Source organism: Pseudomonas sp. MDT1-16 (genome assembly GCF_054898115.1).
The window spans coordinates 2,956,084-2,971,559 of the sequence record NZ_CM142717.1 but is presented as its reverse complement, the minus strand read 5'-3'; the positions used below and the strand labels follow the sequence as shown (position 1 = coordinate 2,971,559).

16 protein-coding genes and 3 pseudogenes are annotated in these 15,476 nt (G+C 57.9%); 10 read left to right on the top strand and 9 right to left on the bottom strand.

Annotated features, from left to right (window positions below; translation table 11 throughout):
• Genes ACYZT3_RS13600 through fabI form a run of 3 tightly spaced genes read left to right on the top strand, consistent with a single transcriptional unit; the run spans position 1 to position 3,448 of the window.
• The gene (locus ACYZT3_RS13600; RefSeq protein WP_462032273.1) at positions 1 to 1,020 is read left to right on the top strand and encodes an ABC transporter permease; all 1,020 of its coding nucleotides are present in this window, start codon (positions 1 to 3) and stop codon (positions 1,018 to 1,020) included.
• Position 1,021: 1 nt separating this feature from the next.
• On the top strand, positions 1,022 to 2,629 hold the full coding sequence (locus tag ACYZT3_RS13595) for an ABC transporter ATP-binding protein (RefSeq protein WP_282380251.1): 1,608 nt from the start codon (positions 1,022 to 1,024) through the stop codon (positions 2,627 to 2,629).
• Between the two features lie 24 nt (positions 2,630 to 2,653).
• Positions 2,654 to 3,448 (top strand): enoyl-ACP reductase FabI, encoded by a 795-nt coding sequence (fabI, locus tag ACYZT3_RS13590; protein WP_008152082.1) that lies wholly within the window; start codon positions 2,654 to 2,656, stop codon positions 3,446 to 3,448.
• A gap of 93 nt (positions 3,449 to 3,541) precedes the next feature.
• Here the strand turns inward: fabI and ACYZT3_RS13585 are convergent.
• Positions 3,542 to 3,688 (bottom strand): annotated as a pseudogene (locus ACYZT3_RS13585) (LysR family transcriptional regulator); the annotation flags it as partial.
• Between the two features lie 29 nt (positions 3,689 to 3,717).
• Positions 3,718 to 3,843 (bottom strand): annotated as a pseudogene (locus tag ACYZT3_RS13580) (helix-turn-helix domain-containing protein); the annotation flags it as partial.
• A gap of 111 nt (positions 3,844 to 3,954) precedes the next feature.
• Between ACYZT3_RS13580 and ACYZT3_RS13575 the strand changes: the two are divergent.
• Positions 3,955 to 4,380: a VOC family protein gene (locus ACYZT3_RS13575; RefSeq protein ID WP_282380254.1), complete on the top strand. Its 426-nt coding sequence runs from the start codon at positions 3,955 to 3,957 to the stop codon at positions 4,378 to 4,380.
• On the opposite strand, the gene ACYZT3_RS13570 is transcribed toward ACYZT3_RS13575, so the two are convergent.
• From ACYZT3_RS13570 to ACYZT3_RS13550, 5 genes are all read right to left on the bottom strand, one after another.
• A complete protein-coding gene (locus ACYZT3_RS13570; RefSeq protein WP_282380255.1) occupies positions 4,349 to 4,948 on the bottom strand; it encodes a GGDEF domain-containing protein in 600 nt (199 codons plus the stop codon). The two genes, ACYZT3_RS13575 and ACYZT3_RS13570, sit on opposite strands and share 32 nt — an antisense overlap.
• Positions 4,949 to 5,022: 74 nt before the next feature.
• Complete coding sequence (locus ACYZT3_RS13565; RefSeq protein ID WP_462032272.1) at positions 5,023 to 5,601, bottom strand: hypothetical protein; 579 nt, start codon at positions 5,599 to 5,601, stop codon at positions 5,023 to 5,025.
• A gap of 1 nt (position 5,602) precedes the next feature.
• On the bottom strand, positions 5,603 to 7,771 hold the full coding sequence (locus tag ACYZT3_RS13560) for a xanthine dehydrogenase family protein molybdopterin-binding subunit (protein ID WP_462032271.1): 2,169 nt from the start codon (positions 7,769 to 7,771) through the stop codon (positions 5,603 to 5,605).
• A 25-nt stretch (positions 7,772 to 7,796) separates the two neighbouring features.
• Positions 7,797 to 8,252, bottom strand: a complete 456-nt coding sequence (locus ACYZT3_RS13555) for a (2Fe-2S)-binding protein (protein ID WP_282380258.1) — start codon at positions 8,250 to 8,252, stop codon at positions 7,797 to 7,799.
• Positions 8,253 to 8,538: 286 nt separating this feature from the next.
• On the bottom strand, positions 8,539 to 9,186 hold the full coding sequence (locus tag ACYZT3_RS13550) for an SDR family NAD(P)-dependent oxidoreductase (protein ID WP_462032369.1): 648 nt from the start codon (positions 9,184 to 9,186) through the stop codon (positions 8,539 to 8,541).
• Between ACYZT3_RS13550 and ACYZT3_RS13545 the strand changes: the two are divergent.
• Positions 9,130 to 9,655, top strand: a pseudogene (locus tag ACYZT3_RS13545) (LysR substrate-binding domain-containing protein); the annotation flags it as partial. The gene ACYZT3_RS13550 and the pseudogene ACYZT3_RS13545 overlap by 57 nt on opposite strands.
• 63 nt (positions 9,656 to 9,718) lie before the next feature.
• Here ACYZT3_RS13545 and ACYZT3_RS13540 read toward each other — a convergent pair.
• Positions 9,719 to 9,967 (bottom strand): transmembrane sensor/regulator PpyR, encoded by a 249-nt coding sequence (locus tag ACYZT3_RS13540; RefSeq protein WP_462032270.1) that lies wholly within the window; start codon positions 9,965 to 9,967, stop codon positions 9,719 to 9,721.
• A 259-nt stretch (positions 9,968 to 10,226) separates the two neighbouring features.
• On the opposite strand from ACYZT3_RS13540, the gene ACYZT3_RS13535 reads away from it, so the two are divergent.
• Complete coding sequence (locus ACYZT3_RS13535; RefSeq protein WP_282380259.1) at positions 10,227 to 10,724, top strand: VOC family protein; 498 nt, start codon at positions 10,227 to 10,229, stop codon at positions 10,722 to 10,724.
• 35 nt (positions 10,725 to 10,759) lie between these two features.
• Positions 10,760 to 11,593, top strand: a complete 834-nt coding sequence (locus ACYZT3_RS13530; protein ID WP_282380260.1) for an AraC family transcriptional regulator — start codon at positions 10,760 to 10,762, stop codon at positions 11,591 to 11,593.
• A gap of 10 nt (positions 11,594 to 11,603) precedes the next feature.
• On the opposite strand, the gene ACYZT3_RS13525 is transcribed toward ACYZT3_RS13530, so the two are convergent.
• Positions 11,604 to 12,191 carry a LysE family translocator gene (locus ACYZT3_RS13525; RefSeq protein WP_282380263.1) on the bottom strand — a complete coding sequence of 196 codons (588 nt, stop codon included), beginning with the start codon at positions 12,189 to 12,191 and terminating at the stop codon, positions 11,604 to 11,606.
• A 358-nt stretch (positions 12,192 to 12,549) separates the two neighbouring features.
• Between ACYZT3_RS13525 and ACYZT3_RS13520 the strand changes: the two genes are divergently transcribed.
• The 3 genes from ACYZT3_RS13520 (at position 12,550) to ACYZT3_RS13510 (ending at position 15,447) form a co-directional block, all read left to right on the top strand.
• The gene (locus tag ACYZT3_RS13520; RefSeq protein WP_462032269.1) at positions 12,550 to 13,359 is read left to right on the top strand and encodes a glycosyltransferase; all 810 of its coding nucleotides are present in this window, start codon (positions 12,550 to 12,552) and stop codon (positions 13,357 to 13,359) included.
• An 83-nt stretch (positions 13,360 to 13,442) separates the two neighbouring features.
• Entirely contained in the window at positions 13,443 to 14,246 is an 804-nt protein-coding gene (locus tag ACYZT3_RS13515) for a 2OG-Fe(II) oxygenase (RefSeq protein WP_282380268.1), read from the top strand.
• A 118-nt stretch (positions 14,247 to 14,364) separates the two neighbouring features.
• Entirely contained in the window at positions 14,365 to 15,447 is a 1,083-nt protein-coding gene (locus ACYZT3_RS13510; protein ID WP_282380272.1) for a bifunctional transcriptional activator/DNA repair enzyme AdaA, read from the top strand.
• Positions 15,448 to 15,476: the final 29 nt, after the last annotated feature.

Here is a 15,476-nt window from a genome sequence, read left to right as displayed (position 1 = left end):
ATGAATCTCTCCCCTCTCAATCGCCGACGTTTCGAACTGTTCAAGGCCAACAAGCGTGGCTGGTGGTCGCTGTGGCTGTTTCTGCTGCTGTTTGGGCTGAGCCTCGGTGCTGAGCTGATCGCCAACGACAAACCGCTGGTGGTGCACTACGACAACGGCTGGTACTTCCCGGCGCTCAAGCGTTACCCGGAAACCACCTTCGGCGGCGAATTCCCGCTGGAAGCCAACTACAAGAGCCCGTACATCCGCGCATTGCTCAAGGAAAAAGACGCCTGGGTCCTGTGGGCGCCGATTCCCTACAGTTACCAAAGCATTAACTACGACCTGAAAGTCCCGGCTCCGGCGCCACCTTCGACCGACAACCTGTTGGGTACTGACGATCAGGGTCGAGATGTGTTAGCCCGGGTGATTTACGGCTTCCGGATTTCGGTGTTGTTTGCGCTGACGCTGACCATCCTCAGCTCGATCATCGGTGTGATTGCCGGGGCCTTGCAGGGTTTCTACGGCGGCTGGGTGGATTTGGCCGGACAACGCTTTCTGGAGATCTGGTCCGGGTTGCCGGTGCTGTACCTGCTGATCATTCTCGCCAGTTTCGTCCAGCCGAATTTCTGGTGGCTGCTGGGTATCATGCTGCTGTTCTCGTGGATGAGCCTGGTGGACGTGGTCCGCGCCGAATTCCTGCGAGGGCGTAATCTGGAATACGTGCGCGCCGCGCGGGCGTTGGGAATGCAGAATGGTGCGATCATGTTCCGCCACATCCTGCCCAACGCCATGGTCTCGACCATGACCTTCATGCCGTTCATCCTGACCGGCGCCATCGGCACCCTGACCGCTCTCGACTTTCTGGGCTTCGGTCTGCCGCCCGGCGCACCGTCTCTCGGTGAATTGGTGGCCCAGGGCAAATCCAATCTGCAAGCGCCGTGGCTCGGCATGAGCGCGTTTGCGGTGCTGGCGTTGATGTTGAGTTTGCTGGTGTTCATCGGCGAGTCCGCTCGCGATGCCTTCGACCCGAGGAAGTGAAATGAATCAGGACAATCTGATCGAAGTGCGCGACCTGTCCGTCGAATTCGTCGTTGGCGAGCGTGTTCAACGGGTGGTCGAAGGTGTGAGCTTCGATATCAAGCGCGGGGAAACCCTGGCGCTGGTGGGTGAAAGTGGCTCCGGCAAATCGGTGACTGCTCACTCGATCCTGCGGTTGCTGCCCTACCCGCTCGCCCGGCATCCGTCCGGGACCATCGAGTATTCCGGGCAAAACCTTCTGAGCCTGAAAGAGAAAACCATCCGTCACATCCGCGGCAACCGGATCGCGATGATCTTCCAGGAGCCGATGACCTCGCTCAATCCGCTGCACTCAATCGAGAAACAAATCAACGAGGTGTTGAGCACCCACAAGGGCCTGATCGGCAAAGTCGCGACCCAGCGCACGCTGGAGTTGCTGGAAATGGTCGGCATCCCGGAGCCCGAGAAGCGCCTCAAGGCCCTGCCCCACGAATTGTCTGGCGGCCAGCGTCAGCGGGTGATGATTGCCATGGCCCTGGCCAACGAGCCGGAACTGCTGATCGCCGACGAACCGACCACCGCGCTGGACGTGACCGTTCAGCTGAAAATCCTCGAATTGCTCAAAGAATTACAGGCCCGATTGGGCATGGCGCTGCTACTGATCAGTCACGATTTGAACCTTGTGCGAAGAATTGCGCATCGCGTATGTGTCATGCAGCGCGGTTGCATCGTCGAACAGGCATCGTGCGAAGAGTTGTTCCGCGCGCCGCAGCATCCGTACACTCGGGAACTGCTGGCAGCGGAGCCCAGCGGGACGCCTGCGACCAACGTTATTGGCCCGCCATTGCTGCAAGTCGAGGACCTGAAAGTCTGGTTCCCGATCAAGAAGGGCTTTCTGAAAAAAACCGTCGACCACATCAAAGCGGTGGACGGGATCAATTTCAGCCTGCCTCAAGGCCAGACCTTGGGGATTGTGGGAGAAAGCGGTTCAGGCAAGTCGACACTGGGTTTGGCGATTTTGCGGCTGATCGGTAGCAAAGGCGCCATCCGTTTTGAAGGCAAGCAGCTAGACTGCCTGACGCAGCAACAGGTTCGGCCGCTGCGTCGGGAGATGCAGGTGGTGTTTCAGGACCCGTTCGGCAGCCTGAGCCCACGGATGTGCGTGAGCCAGATCGTCGGCGAAGGCCTGCGGATCCACAAGATGGGCACCGAGGCGGAACAGGAACAAGCGATTATTGCGGCACTCAAGGAGGTAGGTCTGGACCCGGAAACCCGGCACCGCTACCCCCACGAATTTTCCGGCGGGCAGCGGCAGAGAATCGCCATTGCCCGGGCATTAGTGCTAAAACCGGCGTTGATTCTGCTGGACGAGCCGACTTCGGCCCTCGACCGGACCGTGCAACGCCAAGTGGTGGAGCTGCTGCGCTCACTGCAAACCAAGTACAACCTGACGTATCTGTTTATCAGCCATGACCTGGCTGTCGTCAAGGCGCTGAGCCACCAGCTGATGGTGGTCAAGCAAGGCCAAGTGGTCGAACAGGGAGACGCGCAAAGTATCTTTGCGGCCCCCAAACATCCGTATACACAGCAGTTGCTGGAAGCCGCTTTCCTGGTTCCAGCCACTGCGTAATAACCTGAAAGAGAGGAGCAACACATGGGTTTTCTCGCCGGTAAGCGCGTACTGATCGTCGGTGTCGCCAGCAAGCTGTCCATCGCATCCGGCATCGCTGCCGCCATGCATCGCGAGGGCGCTGAGCTTGCCTTCACTTATCAGAACGACAAACTCAAGGGTCGTGTCGAAGAGTTCGCACAAAGCTGGGGTTCCAACCCTGACCTGTGCTTCCCGTGCGACGTGGCCAGCGATGAAGAAATCGCCAAGGTCTTCGTTGAGCTGGGCAAGAAGTGGGACGGCCTGGACTGCATCGTGCATTCCGTTGGCTTCGCCCCGGGCGACCAACTGGACGGCGACTTCACCGAAGCCACCACCCGTGAAGGTTTCCGCATCGCTCACGACATCAGCGCCTACAGCTTCGTGGCCCTGGCCAAAGCTGGCCGCGAAATGATGAAAGGCCGCAACGGCAGCCTGCTGACCCTGTCGTACCTGGGCGCCGAGCGCACCATGCCGAATTACAACGTCATGGGCATGGCCAAGGCTTCCCTGGAAGCTGGCGTTCGTTACCTGGCCGGTTCCCTGGGCCCGGACGGCACCCGCGTCAACTGCGTATCGGCTGGCCCGATCCGCACCCTCGCCGCTTCCGGCATCAAGAACTTCCGCAAAATGCTGGCCGCCAACGAAGCGCAAACCCCGCTGCGTCGCAACGTCACCATCGACGAAGTCGGCAATGCCGGCGCCTTCCTGTGCTCGGACCTGGCGTCCGGCATCAGCGGCGAAATCATGTACGTGGACGGTGGTTTCAACACCACAGCCATGGGCAGCCTCGAAGAGTAATCTTCGGTCAGCCAATAGAAAAACCCGCCTTTCCAGGCGGGTTTTTTGTGCCCGAAATTCCAAGAACAGCCCGCTCCCACAGGGAATTTGTGATTAAACATCGACTTGTGTCAGGCAGCTGGAAAACAGCTGCTGGATCGGCTGTGTGCGCTGACTGTAACGCTGCAACACGACGATCTCGCGGTAGAACGTCAACGCCCCCAAAGGGATGATCCGAACCTTCGCCCCATGCTCAAGCCAAGGAATTGTCGGCGCAGGTCATTCGCCGGGAGCCGTTCGTGCTGATTGCGAATCTGCGCGCTGACGGCCGACTGGGTAAGGCCGATGTGCATTCCGGCTGCGGCAAAAGTGCCGTAGCGCGTCACGGCAATGAAGGTTTTCAGTTCCCGCAGCATGACCTTCTCGATTGATCGAAATAATTTGAGCTCGATGTGAAAATTATCGTCCCTCAATCAAAAAGCACAGGGCTAAACTCAGTCTGAATCCAGACAGTCGAGGCACTTGCGATGCAACTCTCCCCTTTTCACTTGGCCATCCCGGTTTACGACCTGACCGCCGCGCGGAATTTTTATGGCGAAGTCTTCGGCCTGGAAGAAGGTCGCTCAAGCGATCATTGGGTCGATTTCAATTTTTTCGGCCATCAGTTGGTCATTCACCTCGCACCGAAAAACGCGTCTCAAGAAGCCGCGCACACCAATGCTGTCGACGGTCATGACGTGCCCGTCCCGCATTTCGGTGTGGTGTTGGGAATGGCGCAATGGGAAGCGCTGGCCCAGCGACTGAAATCCCTCGACACCCGATTCGTGATCGAACCGGGCATTCGCTTTCAAGGATTGGTGGGTGAGCAAGCGACGATGTTTCTCTTCGATCCGTGCGGCAACGCACTTGAGTTCAAGGCATTCAAGGATGTGGGTCAGTTGTTTGCCAAGTGAACGCATCGGCCTGTGCCAGCAGCTCCTCGATCGAGCCGGGTAGCTGAGGGCTGCACTCGATTTGCCCGATGCTGAAGCGGATGTCATAACCGCGATGCACCGTGGCATTGCGCTCTTCAAGTATTTCTTCGAGCCGCGCCTTGATAGCGGGTATCTCCACAACGCTTGAGCCGGTCAGTAACGCGACGAACTTGTCGTTACCCAGTCGGCCGATCACATCGCTCTCGCGAAAGGCAATGCGCAGCACATCAGCGAAGCTTTTCAGGGCTTTGTCGCCCTCGGCACGACCATAGAGATAGTTGATGTGCTTGAAGCCTTCAATATTGAAGAGCAGCACCGTCGCTGGCTTTTCCAGGTGCTGGCAGGCCTCCAGCCCTTGTTGGGCCAGCGCTGTAAAACCGTGTCGATTGGAGAGCAGCGTCAATTCGTCCATGCTCGCCATCTGCACGCCCATCAGTTCCTCCTCGGCCTTGCGGGCCAGGTCACGCAGCAGTTCGCGCTCCTGCAGTGGCGTACGCAACGGGTCAGCGCACGCGCCTGGTTTTACCGGTTTCCCTGGGATCAGCATTGCTCACTCCATTGGCGGGTATGTTTCTTAGAGTCGTCCATACCCGGTTTGACTCCCTGTAAACGGACCGCCGGTCAACTACCCAGTACCGGACACGGCCCTCCAGCGTCTGCCCAGATCTTGAACTGGGTGACGAAAATCTCGTGCGGCACCGGTACCGGCGCCCTTCCCTGACCCGGATTCCAGCCCCAAAGCACCAATTTGTCGTCGCTGACGTGCTTGATCAGCGCGGCGAAATCGCGGTCGCCGTTGCTGGAGCGATCCTTGATCATTGCGCACAACTTATCGGCCGGCAGACCGATCCAAGCCATTTTGTGCGCAGCGGGTGGCAGGCTCCAGTGCGGTGCTCCCGGTGGGGTGTTAGCGCCATAACTGGCCGGCGGATTACTGTCGGCGTGGCAAGTAGCGCAGGGCAAACCCGCCGCGCCCTTGCCGTCCATGCCCCGCACAACGTTCATTGCGTGGGGAATCCCGGCATCGAATTGCAATGGCGAATCGCCGGGAATATGGCAGTTCTGGCAACGCGGGCTCTGAAAGACCTTTTGCACCGTATCGAACGCCTTGATGGCGTCCTTATCGTCAGCGAACAGGTCCTCGGCGTAACCGATCAGGCCGATCAATACCACCGCGCCAAGAATCAGATGTCGTCTCATCTCACACCCCCGACAGTTGCAGCGGCAGTTCGCGCAAGCGCTGCCCGGTCAGGGCAAACACCGCGTTGGCCACTGCCGGCGCCGTGGGCGGCACACCGACCTCGCCGATGCCGCCGGGTTTGTCGCTGCTGGGCACGATATGCACTTCGACCACCGGCATTTCGTTGAGCCGCAGCACCTGATAGTCGTGGTAATTGGACTGCACCACTTGCCCGTTCTTGAAGGTCAGTTTGCTGTGCAAAGTAAATCCGAGGCCGAACGTGATGGCCGACTCCATTTGCGCCGCGATGCTCATCGGGTTGACCGCAATGCCGCAATCCACTGCGCACACCACCCGGTGTACGCGGATCGCCAGGTTGTCCTGGGACACCTCGGCCACCTGGGCAACGTAACTGCCGAAGGACTCATGCACCGCGACACCCAACGCATGGCCGTCCGGCAGTGGCGCCTTCCAATCGGCTTTTTCGACGGCCAGGTTCAGCACGCCAAGATGCCGTGGATGGTCCTTGAGCAAGGTTCGCCGGTATTCGACCGGATCCTTGCCGGCAGCCGTGGCCAGTTCGTCGATCAGCGACTCCATCACGAACGCGGTGTGGGTGTGCCCTACCGAACGTAGCCAGAGCACACGGATGCCGGTTTGCGGAGAATGCAGATCAACCTGGTGATTGGCCAACCCCTCAAGGTAAGGGCTGTCGGCGACCCCTTCGACAGAGGTTTTGTCGATGCCATTCTTGACCATGGTCGCCTCGAATGACGTGCCCGCCATGATCGACTGCCCGACCATGACATGCTTCCAGGCGATCGGCATCCCGTCGGCATCGAGGCCGATGCGTGCCTGATGGAGGAACGCCGAACGGTAGTACCCGCCGCGGATGTCGTCCTCCCGGGACCAGACGGTTTTCACCGGCGCGCCCGCTGCTTTGGCGACTTCCACGGCTTCAGCGACAAAGTCCGAGGTCGGATTGGCCCGGCGACCGAAACCGCCGCCCAGAAACTCGGTATGAATCTCCACCTGCTCGGGTTTGAGCCCGGTGATTTTCCCCGCGATCATTTGATCCAGCGTCTGGAATTGAGTGCCGGTCCAGATTTCGCATTTGTCCTGGGTGATTTTCACCGTGCAATTGAGCGGCTCCATCGGCGCGTGGGCCAGGTACGGCACGCTGTACTCGACATCAATGGTCTTCGCTGCTTTACCCAGGCTGGCCGCGACATCACCGGCCTGACTGGCCGACATGCCAGGGGTGGCGGCGAGTTTGCGGAAGCTTTCCAGTAGCTTCTCACTGTCGAGTCCGGTGTTCGGCCCCAGATCCCAATCGACCTTCAACGCATCGCGCCCCAGCTTCGCCGCCCAGTAATGATCGGCAATCACCGCCACCCCGGTGGGCACCTGCACGACTTTGTGCACGCCCGGTATCGCCAGCGCTTCGGCGCCTTCGAAGGATTTGACGCTGCCGCCGAACACCGGTGAACGCGCGACCATGGCGGTCATCAGCCCGTCGAACTGCACGTCCATGCCGAACTTGGCGCGGCCGGTGATTTTTTCCGGCGTGTCCAGGCGCTTGGTCGGTTTGCCTATGAGTTTCCAGTCCTTGGATTCCTTGAGCTTAATCGACGCCGGATCCGGCACCGGTAACTTGCCGGCGTCATCGGCCAGTTCGCCGTAGGTGGCGCGTTTGTCGCCGGCAATCACCACACCCGATTCGGTGCGAATCTCGGAAGGTGCGACGTTGAAGCGTTTAGCGGCCGCGTCGATCAACATCAAACGCGCTGCGGCACCGGCCTGACGGTAACGGTCGAATTCCATCCAGGTCGAGGTCGAACCACCGGTAATTTGCATCCCGCCGAACCCGGCCATACCGTACTCGGCTGCCGAGGCCGGCGAATGTTCTACACGGATCTTCGACCAGTCGGCGTCCAGTTCTTCGGCGATCAACAGGGTCAGGCCGGTCCAGATGCCTTGGCCCATTTCCGAATGGCCGAGCAGTACGGTGACGCTGTTGTCATTGCCGATCCGTAAAAACGCATTGGGCGCGAAAACATTGCCTTGGTTCTCGGCGCTGAGGGCAAAGCGATGGGCACCAGGGATGACAAATGCCACCACCAGACCACCGCCCAGCAACGCGCTGCCCTTGAGAAAACCACGGCGCGACAGAGGATTGAGGCTGTTCATTGCTCAGACTCCCTTCAATGTGGCATCAACCAATCTCGGCGGCGCGTTTGACCGCTGCACGGATTCTTGGGTAGGTGCCGCAGCGGCAGATGTTGCCGGACAACGCCTGATCAATGTCGCTGTCGGTGGGTCGAGGAATCTTCGCCAGCAAGGCCGCCGCCGACATGATCTGCCCGGACTGGCAGTAACCGCACTGGACCACATCGAGTTCGGCCCAGGCTTGTTGCACCGGGTGTGAACCGTCGGTGGACAGGCCTTCGATAGTGAGGATTTTTTGCCCGTGGGCCACGGCCGTGGCGGGGGTGATACAGGAGCGCAGCGGCGCGCCGTCGACGTGCACGGTGCAGGCCCCGCATTGGGCCATGCCGCAACCGAATTTGGTGCCGGTCAGGTGCGCGACATCGCGCAGGACCCACAGTAGCGGCATGTCTGCGGGGACATCCAGCGCCTGGTCCTTGCCATTGATGTTGAGGGTCAGCATTGCGAATGTCCTCAGACTCACGGTGACGCCTTATTTTTTTGGGTCGGCGTTATCCTTTCAGCTAAGCGCAAATTGCCGGGCGAGACAGGTTCATCGACCACCGGTCACACAAAGGCCGAGTTCTTTGTAGCAGCTGCCGAGCCTGCGAGGCTGCGTCCGGCGACGAAGTCGTCGTAAACCCTATACGCGAGGTTCTCCTGACACACCGCGTTGCCTGGTTTCACGACGACTTCGTCGCCGGACGCAGCCTCGCAGGCTCGGCAGCTGCTACGGACCGTGTTATGGCTTAGAAGTCGGTGGACACTGACAGCTCACGCCAAGTCTGCAACTCATCGGCGACGAAGGTGTTCTTGGCTTCGATCGCCGCGACACAGTCGCTGCCTAGCGGTAAGCGCAGCGGGGCTTTCTGCGCTTCCACCAGGGTGATCATGGCCTGGGCGAGCTTGTCCGGATCACCCGACTGATTCAGGATCACTTTGATACCCAGCGGCTCCAGCTCAGCGTGCAGCGCCTCGCTCAAGCCTTCGACGGCAAATTTGGTGGAGCAGTAGACGCCGAAGCCCGGCCCCGACGTGTAACCCCCCACCGACGAGAGGTTGATCACATGCCCACGGCGAGCGGCGCGCATGTGCGGCAGGACGGCGCGAGTGACATTCAGCAAGCCGAAGACGTTGGTTTCGTACACGCGCCGCACTTCATCGGCGATGGTTTCTTCCACGGCGCCGAGCACGCCGAAACCGGCGTTGTTGACCAGCACGTCGATGCGCCCGAAGTGTTCGATGGCCGCCTTGACCACCGCAACACCCTGGACTTCGTTGGTCACATCAAGGGTGGCTGCCAGCAAGCCTGGCTGCTCGCCAAAACGTTGGGTGATGCTGCTGTCAGCCATGCGATCAAACTGCTGGAACGGCGCACCGGCGTGCTGCTGTTTCAGCGCACCACGCGTCGGGTGGCGCTGACCGAAGCTGGCGCCAGTCTGTTTGCCCGTTTGCGTCCGGCGGCCAGTGAAATCGATGAAGCACTGGCGGTCCTCAGCGGTTTCCGTGATCAGCCGATGAGTACGTTGCGACTGACGGCACCGCAATTGTCCGGGGGCCTTGTTGATGGAGCCGCTGATTCCGCTATTCCGCGAGGCCTATCCGCAAGTCACCCTCGATATTTCCCTGGACGACGCCACGGTCGACCTGATGGCCGGCGGCTTCGATGCCGGGATTCGTCTGGGAGAGTCGATTGAAAAAGACATGATCGCGGTGCGCCTGACACCTGACCTGCAATGGTCGGTGGTGGGTTCTGCGGAGTACTTCGCCAAGGCGGGCAAACCGGTCATTCCGGAAGACCTGACCCGGCATCAATGCATCGGCTTTCGCTTCTCGACCTCAGGCAGCGCCCATCGCTGGCAGTTTTCGATTTGGCGACCCGGTGGATCGCCGAAAAAGGAGCGCTGGGCCGGCGCTGAACCGCCGCCTTCAGGCCACAGCGCCAACCAGACGTTTACCCAGTCGATGTTGCGCCAGCAGACGCATCACATAGCCGATTTTGAGCAAGGTTGGCCCGATGATGGTCATCGCATGCATCGACACCAGCACCACGATCGGCAAGTGACCATCGTAGAGATAAGCGCCATAGATACCTGCCAAAAGCAGCGCGAGGCCGGCGCCGAGTACCCGGCTCGACAGCTGCAGAACGTTCTGGGGATTGCTGAAGAACTCGAACATTTTTCCGTACTCCTGAATCAGATCAGTTGTACGTAGGATGTATCAAGTCTCGTGCCAGATTTAACACCTATAAAAATCAAACAATTGAAGTAGTTCAAGTCAGTATGACTACATTCAAAAGTAGTCATATAGACACTATGAAAAGTCATTACGACTACATCAGAGTTGTTTTTAACTTGTCGATCTACGGTAAGGCCAGACGCCCAGAGGCTGACTACGCTGAAAGTCCAGCCTGAGCAATCCGTAGAGGAGCTACGCCATGCACCGCGTTCAAAAACTGACCCCCTGCCTCTGGTTCGACGATCAGGCCGAAGAGGCGGCGAAGTTTTACTGTTCGGTCTTCGATCATTCGAAAATCACCACCATCACTCACTACGGCAACGCCGGTCATGAGGTTCATGGCAAGCCTGAAGGCTCGGTGTTGACGGTCAGTTTCGAACTCGACGGACAGCCTTTCACAGGCCTCAATGGCGGCCCCGATTTCACGTTCAGCGAAGCGATTTCATTTCAGGTCAACTGCCAGACCCAGGACGAAGTCGACCATTTCTGGGGGGCGCTGTCCGCCCATCCACAGAACGAGCAATGCGGTTGGCTCAAGGACAAATTCGGCTTGTCCTGGCAGATCGTGCCGGTCGCCATGATGGACATGTTGAAAGACCCTGACACGACAAAATCCCAGCGCGCCATGCAAGCCATGATGCAGATGAAAAAACTCGACATCGCCACCTTGCAGCGGGCCTTTAACGGCGAGAGCTAATACACTCCGGTTCTGACCTGCCGAGGACGCTGATAATGAAGCCCGCCGTTGCCAAAGACGCTGACAAAGCCCCGCGCTTCTGGCGCGACGACGCACTGCCCTTCATCGAGGCGCGGGCCATCGCCGACGGCCGCGAGGTCTGCTATTCACGGCATTCCCACGCGCACTTTTCCATCGGCGCGATCACTGCCGGGCGCAGCACCTATCTCCACGAGCAATCGGAATGTCAGGTCAGTGCCGGCACCGTGGTGCTGATGAACCCCGGTGATGTCCACGCCTGCAATCCCATCGATGACCAACCGTGGTCGTACCTGATGCTGTACGTCGAGACACCCTGGCTGACCGATTTGCAGCATCAGCTCGGCATCAGCCAGGACTTGGCGTTTCGCCGGTTTTCCATCACCCACACTCACGACAGCGACCTGTTTGCCGGCCTCAAAGGTTTGTACGAAGTGCTGGTCGATGCGCAGCAAGACGTGCTGCGCAAGCAAAGCGCGGCCGTGGAGTTTTTCACCGACCTGCAGCAGCGGCTCAATCCGATCGATCAGCCGCTGCGCGAGCCCAATTTCAAACTGGAACGGGCGGCCGATTACATTCGCGACAACTGCACGCAAATGCTCAAGCTCGAAGCTATTTGCGAGGCTGCTCAGCTATCGCCGTCCTACCTGATCCGCGCGTTCAAGCAGCATTACGGCATGACACCCCACGCGTTTCTGGTCAACCGGCGCATCCAGTTCGCCCGCGATCAACTGCGCAGCGGCAAGCTGATCGCCGATGTGGCGCTGGAGGCGGGGTTTGCCGATCAGGCGCATTTTCAGCGTGCGTTCAAACAGCATCTGGCGGCGACGCCGGGGCAGTACCGCGGGTGACTCAAGTACTCTAGGGCAACAACAGGTACACCGCGCTCGCCGCCAGCAGCAACGCCATGCTCCGATTGAACAGTCGCATGCCCGCCGGGTTGTTCAAATAGCCACGCAAAAAGGTCCCGGCATACGCCCAGCAACCGACGGACAGGTAGCAGATCACCAGATACACCGCCGCAAACTGCCACACCAACCGCGCCTCACCATCGGCGACAAACGCGCCCATGCCTGCCACGCAGGCCAACCAGGCTTTCGGGTTGAGCCACTGCATGACGGCGCCGTACAACATCGACGGCGCCCGGCCTGATTCCTTCGCATCGAGATGGCCCTTGTCGGCGGCCAACTTGAAGGCCATGTACAACAGGAACGCTACACCCGCCCATTGCACCACCTGCGTCAGCGCGGGCCATAACCGCAACAACTCGTGCAGCCCCAACCCCATCAGCACCAACAACACAACAAAACCCAGGGTTGCGCCGGCCACATGCCGTTGACTGGCACGAAAACCAAACCGTGCCCCTGAACTCAGCGCGACAATATTCACCGGTCCCGGCGTTATCGAAGCGACCAATGCAAACGCCGCCATGGAGATAATCAGACTCATCACAGACCTTTTTCAATTCAGTTGAACAAGGCCTCACGGTAAAGAGCGGCCTGATGGCTGTATTGAAGAAAACACCCCTCACCTGCCCGCGGCCGCCCAAGAAGCTCGCCTGACCAGCCTTCTGATGTAACGGAATAATTCACGGATATTTACCTGTAGAGCAGATCCTTATACGATGAAGCCGCATCTAGTGCTCTCCATCAGGTATGAGTAGGCTATGGTTATTCAGTGCATGACAAAGCGACCTAACAAATTGTGCTCTATCGTCACGCAAATTGTGCGCGGACAAATAAACGGAAGCTGTATACGGGTTCAATTATTTCTATAACTACATATAATACTATTGAGCACCTGAACGATGAACAATATTAGCCTTCCAACTGAAAGCGCTAAAACCTTTAGCATAGTTATAGTAAATTACAAGACGCCGGAAATTACCAAGATATGCTTAGACTTATTGCGTCAGCATATAGGCAACCAGAGCGTACCCATATGGGTAGTTGACAACTATTCCGCCGATGAAAGCACTGAATATTTGCGCACACTTAACTGGATCAATTTAATCGAGCGTTCTGTTTCTGAGCCAGAACCAGGCCATATCGCACATGGCAAAGCACTTGACCTGGTGTTGGAGCGAGTCGAAACTGATTATTTATTCCTATTGCACACCGATACATTTATTTTCGATAAAAATGTTTTTCCAATGATGCTGAATAAATGCATCAACAACCAAAAAATCGTAGCCGTCGGCTGTGTAGAGCAACTAAATCGTGGCGCCACGAGAACGCTTTGGCGCTTTAGCTCACGACTATTCAAACACCATTTCAGACACCTGAAAATCTCCATAGGATTACGTTCCAGAGAACCAAAACCGTACAGAGAAGTCTACTTGAAGAGTTTCTGTACATTGTGGAACTGCAAACTTATTAAACAGCACAACCTGCATTTTTCGATGGATGATCGTGTGCCTGGCTATACCCTCCAAGATCGCATGACCGAGTTGGGCTACATCGTTGAATTGTTATCACCGCGTAAAATTTTCAGCTATCTGGATCATATCCAGTCCGGCACTGTCGCAGCGGCTGGCGGCTATGAAAAGACTCATAGACGAACCAAAATGTACAACAACATCCTGAAGCGCCTCAACAATGACGACCGCAAAGTTTAAGCGACGAAGACACGCAACGAGCACGGCGTTCGACGCTGTTTGAAGCCACCCATAAGTCTTTATATTAAGTTGTTGGAGCGGTAATGACACCCATCACTCAAGCACTGCCGATCACCCTCTCCCCGGAGCTTGATTTCGACCAGAGCGCCGCCAGCGCCTTTGGTGACTCATTGGCCAGTCGCTATACTCAGGCTACGCCATTTCCGCACATCGTCATCGATAACTTCTTGCACGAAGACCTGATTGCAAGTATCTGCTCGCACTTCCCAGTCGAGCCGACCCACAACGAAATGCTGTACGAGCGCGGCTATAAAGGTCAACGAAAACGTCAAATTAGTCCCAACGAATGCCCCCCTTATTTGAAGACTGTTTTCAACGCCTTTAATTCGGCTCCCATGCTGCAGTTTCTTGAAAAGCTCACAGGCATCGAAGGTTTGATACCCGACCCGTACTTTACCGGTGGCGGGCTGCATGAAACGAAAAGCGGTGGTTTCCTGGGGGTACACTCGGACTTCAGGCTCAACAAAAAGCTTAATGTTGAGCGCAGACTGAATGTCATCATTTATCTGAATGAAGGCTGGCAAGACGAATTCGGCGGCCACCTGGAACTTTGGGATGTTGACATGAAGACCTGCCTTAAAAAAGTCCTGCCCATTTACAATCGCTGTGTCATTTTCAACACAGACAAAGACAGTAATCATGGGCACCCAGAGCCTTTAACGACGCCAGAGCACATCACGCGCAAGTCTATAGCGCTTTATTACTACACCGCAGGAACCATGGCGATCGACCCCGCACAACGAAACAAAACCCACTACAAGCCTAGGCCTAAAGATCGTTTTAGCCTCAAGTACTACATGAGCAAACTAATCAAGAAGAAAAACTAAACTATATAGCCAGACGAGGCGCGGCAGGCCTGTAGTTTATGCCGCCGTCTACAGGGCCTACGAATTCTCTGTCGATTTTCCGGTGGAGGCGATAGCCGACGCGTCTTATGCTCATTCCATGAACCTACAAAACGCTGTGCTTCCGCCCCACGCCGAGATGGTTCGCGCCATGCTCGAACGAGACACCGCCTACGAGGGGGTGTTTTTTACCGCGGTCAAAACCACCGGCATTTTTTGCCGCCCCAGCTGCACGGCGCGCAAGCCGAAGCCGGAGAACGTCGAGTTCTTCGCCCATGCCGATGAGTGCATGTCGGCCGGCTACCGCGCCTGTCTGCGCTGCAAGCCGCTGGACGCGGCGGCCATCGCGCCGGACTGGGTGCAGCGGCTGCTGAAATCGGTAGACGCCGAGCCCGACCAGCGCTGGACCGATGCCCAGTTGCTGGCCGAAGGCATCGAGCCGCTGAAGTTGCGACGCTGGTTCAAACAGCATTTCAGTATGACGTTTCATGCCTGGCTGCGCACTCGACGCCTCGGCATGGCGTTGGGCGGGATCAAACAGGGCGATTCCATCGACAACGCCGCGTTCGACTCGGGCTACGAGTCCCTGAGCGGGTTTCGTGATGCGTTTCAAAAGTCCTTCCACATCACACCCGGCCGCGCCGCCTACAGCGAGCCGCTGCTGTTCACCCGCCTGACCACACCGCTGGGGCCGATGATCGCCATGGCCGAACGACGCGGGCTGGTGCTGCTGGAGTTTCTTGATCGGCCAGCGCTGACCAAGGAAGTCGAAGCGCTGCAGAACCGCTATGGCTATGCCGTGGCACCGGGGCACAACGGACACTTGCAGCAAATCGAACAGGAACTGGCGCAGTATTTCGCCGGAAAACTGACTGAATTCCACGTTCCACTGCACCTGCCTGGCAGCGATTTCGCCCGGCAAGTCTGGGCTGAACTGGCGAAAATCCCTTACGGCCAGACCAGCACCTACGGCGCCATTGCCGCGCTATTGGGCAAACCCGGCGCCAGTCGCGCCGTGGGCCTGGCCAACGGGCATAACCGTCTGGCGATTGTGTTGCCCTGTCACCGGGTGATCGGTGCGGACGGCTCACTGACCGGCTATGGTGGAGGACAACCGCGCAAGGCGTTCTTGTTAAGGCTGGAAAAAGCGGCGGTGCAGATCACGCAACAACTCGCATTCTGATCACTCGCAGTTTTCTCAAATAGTCATAA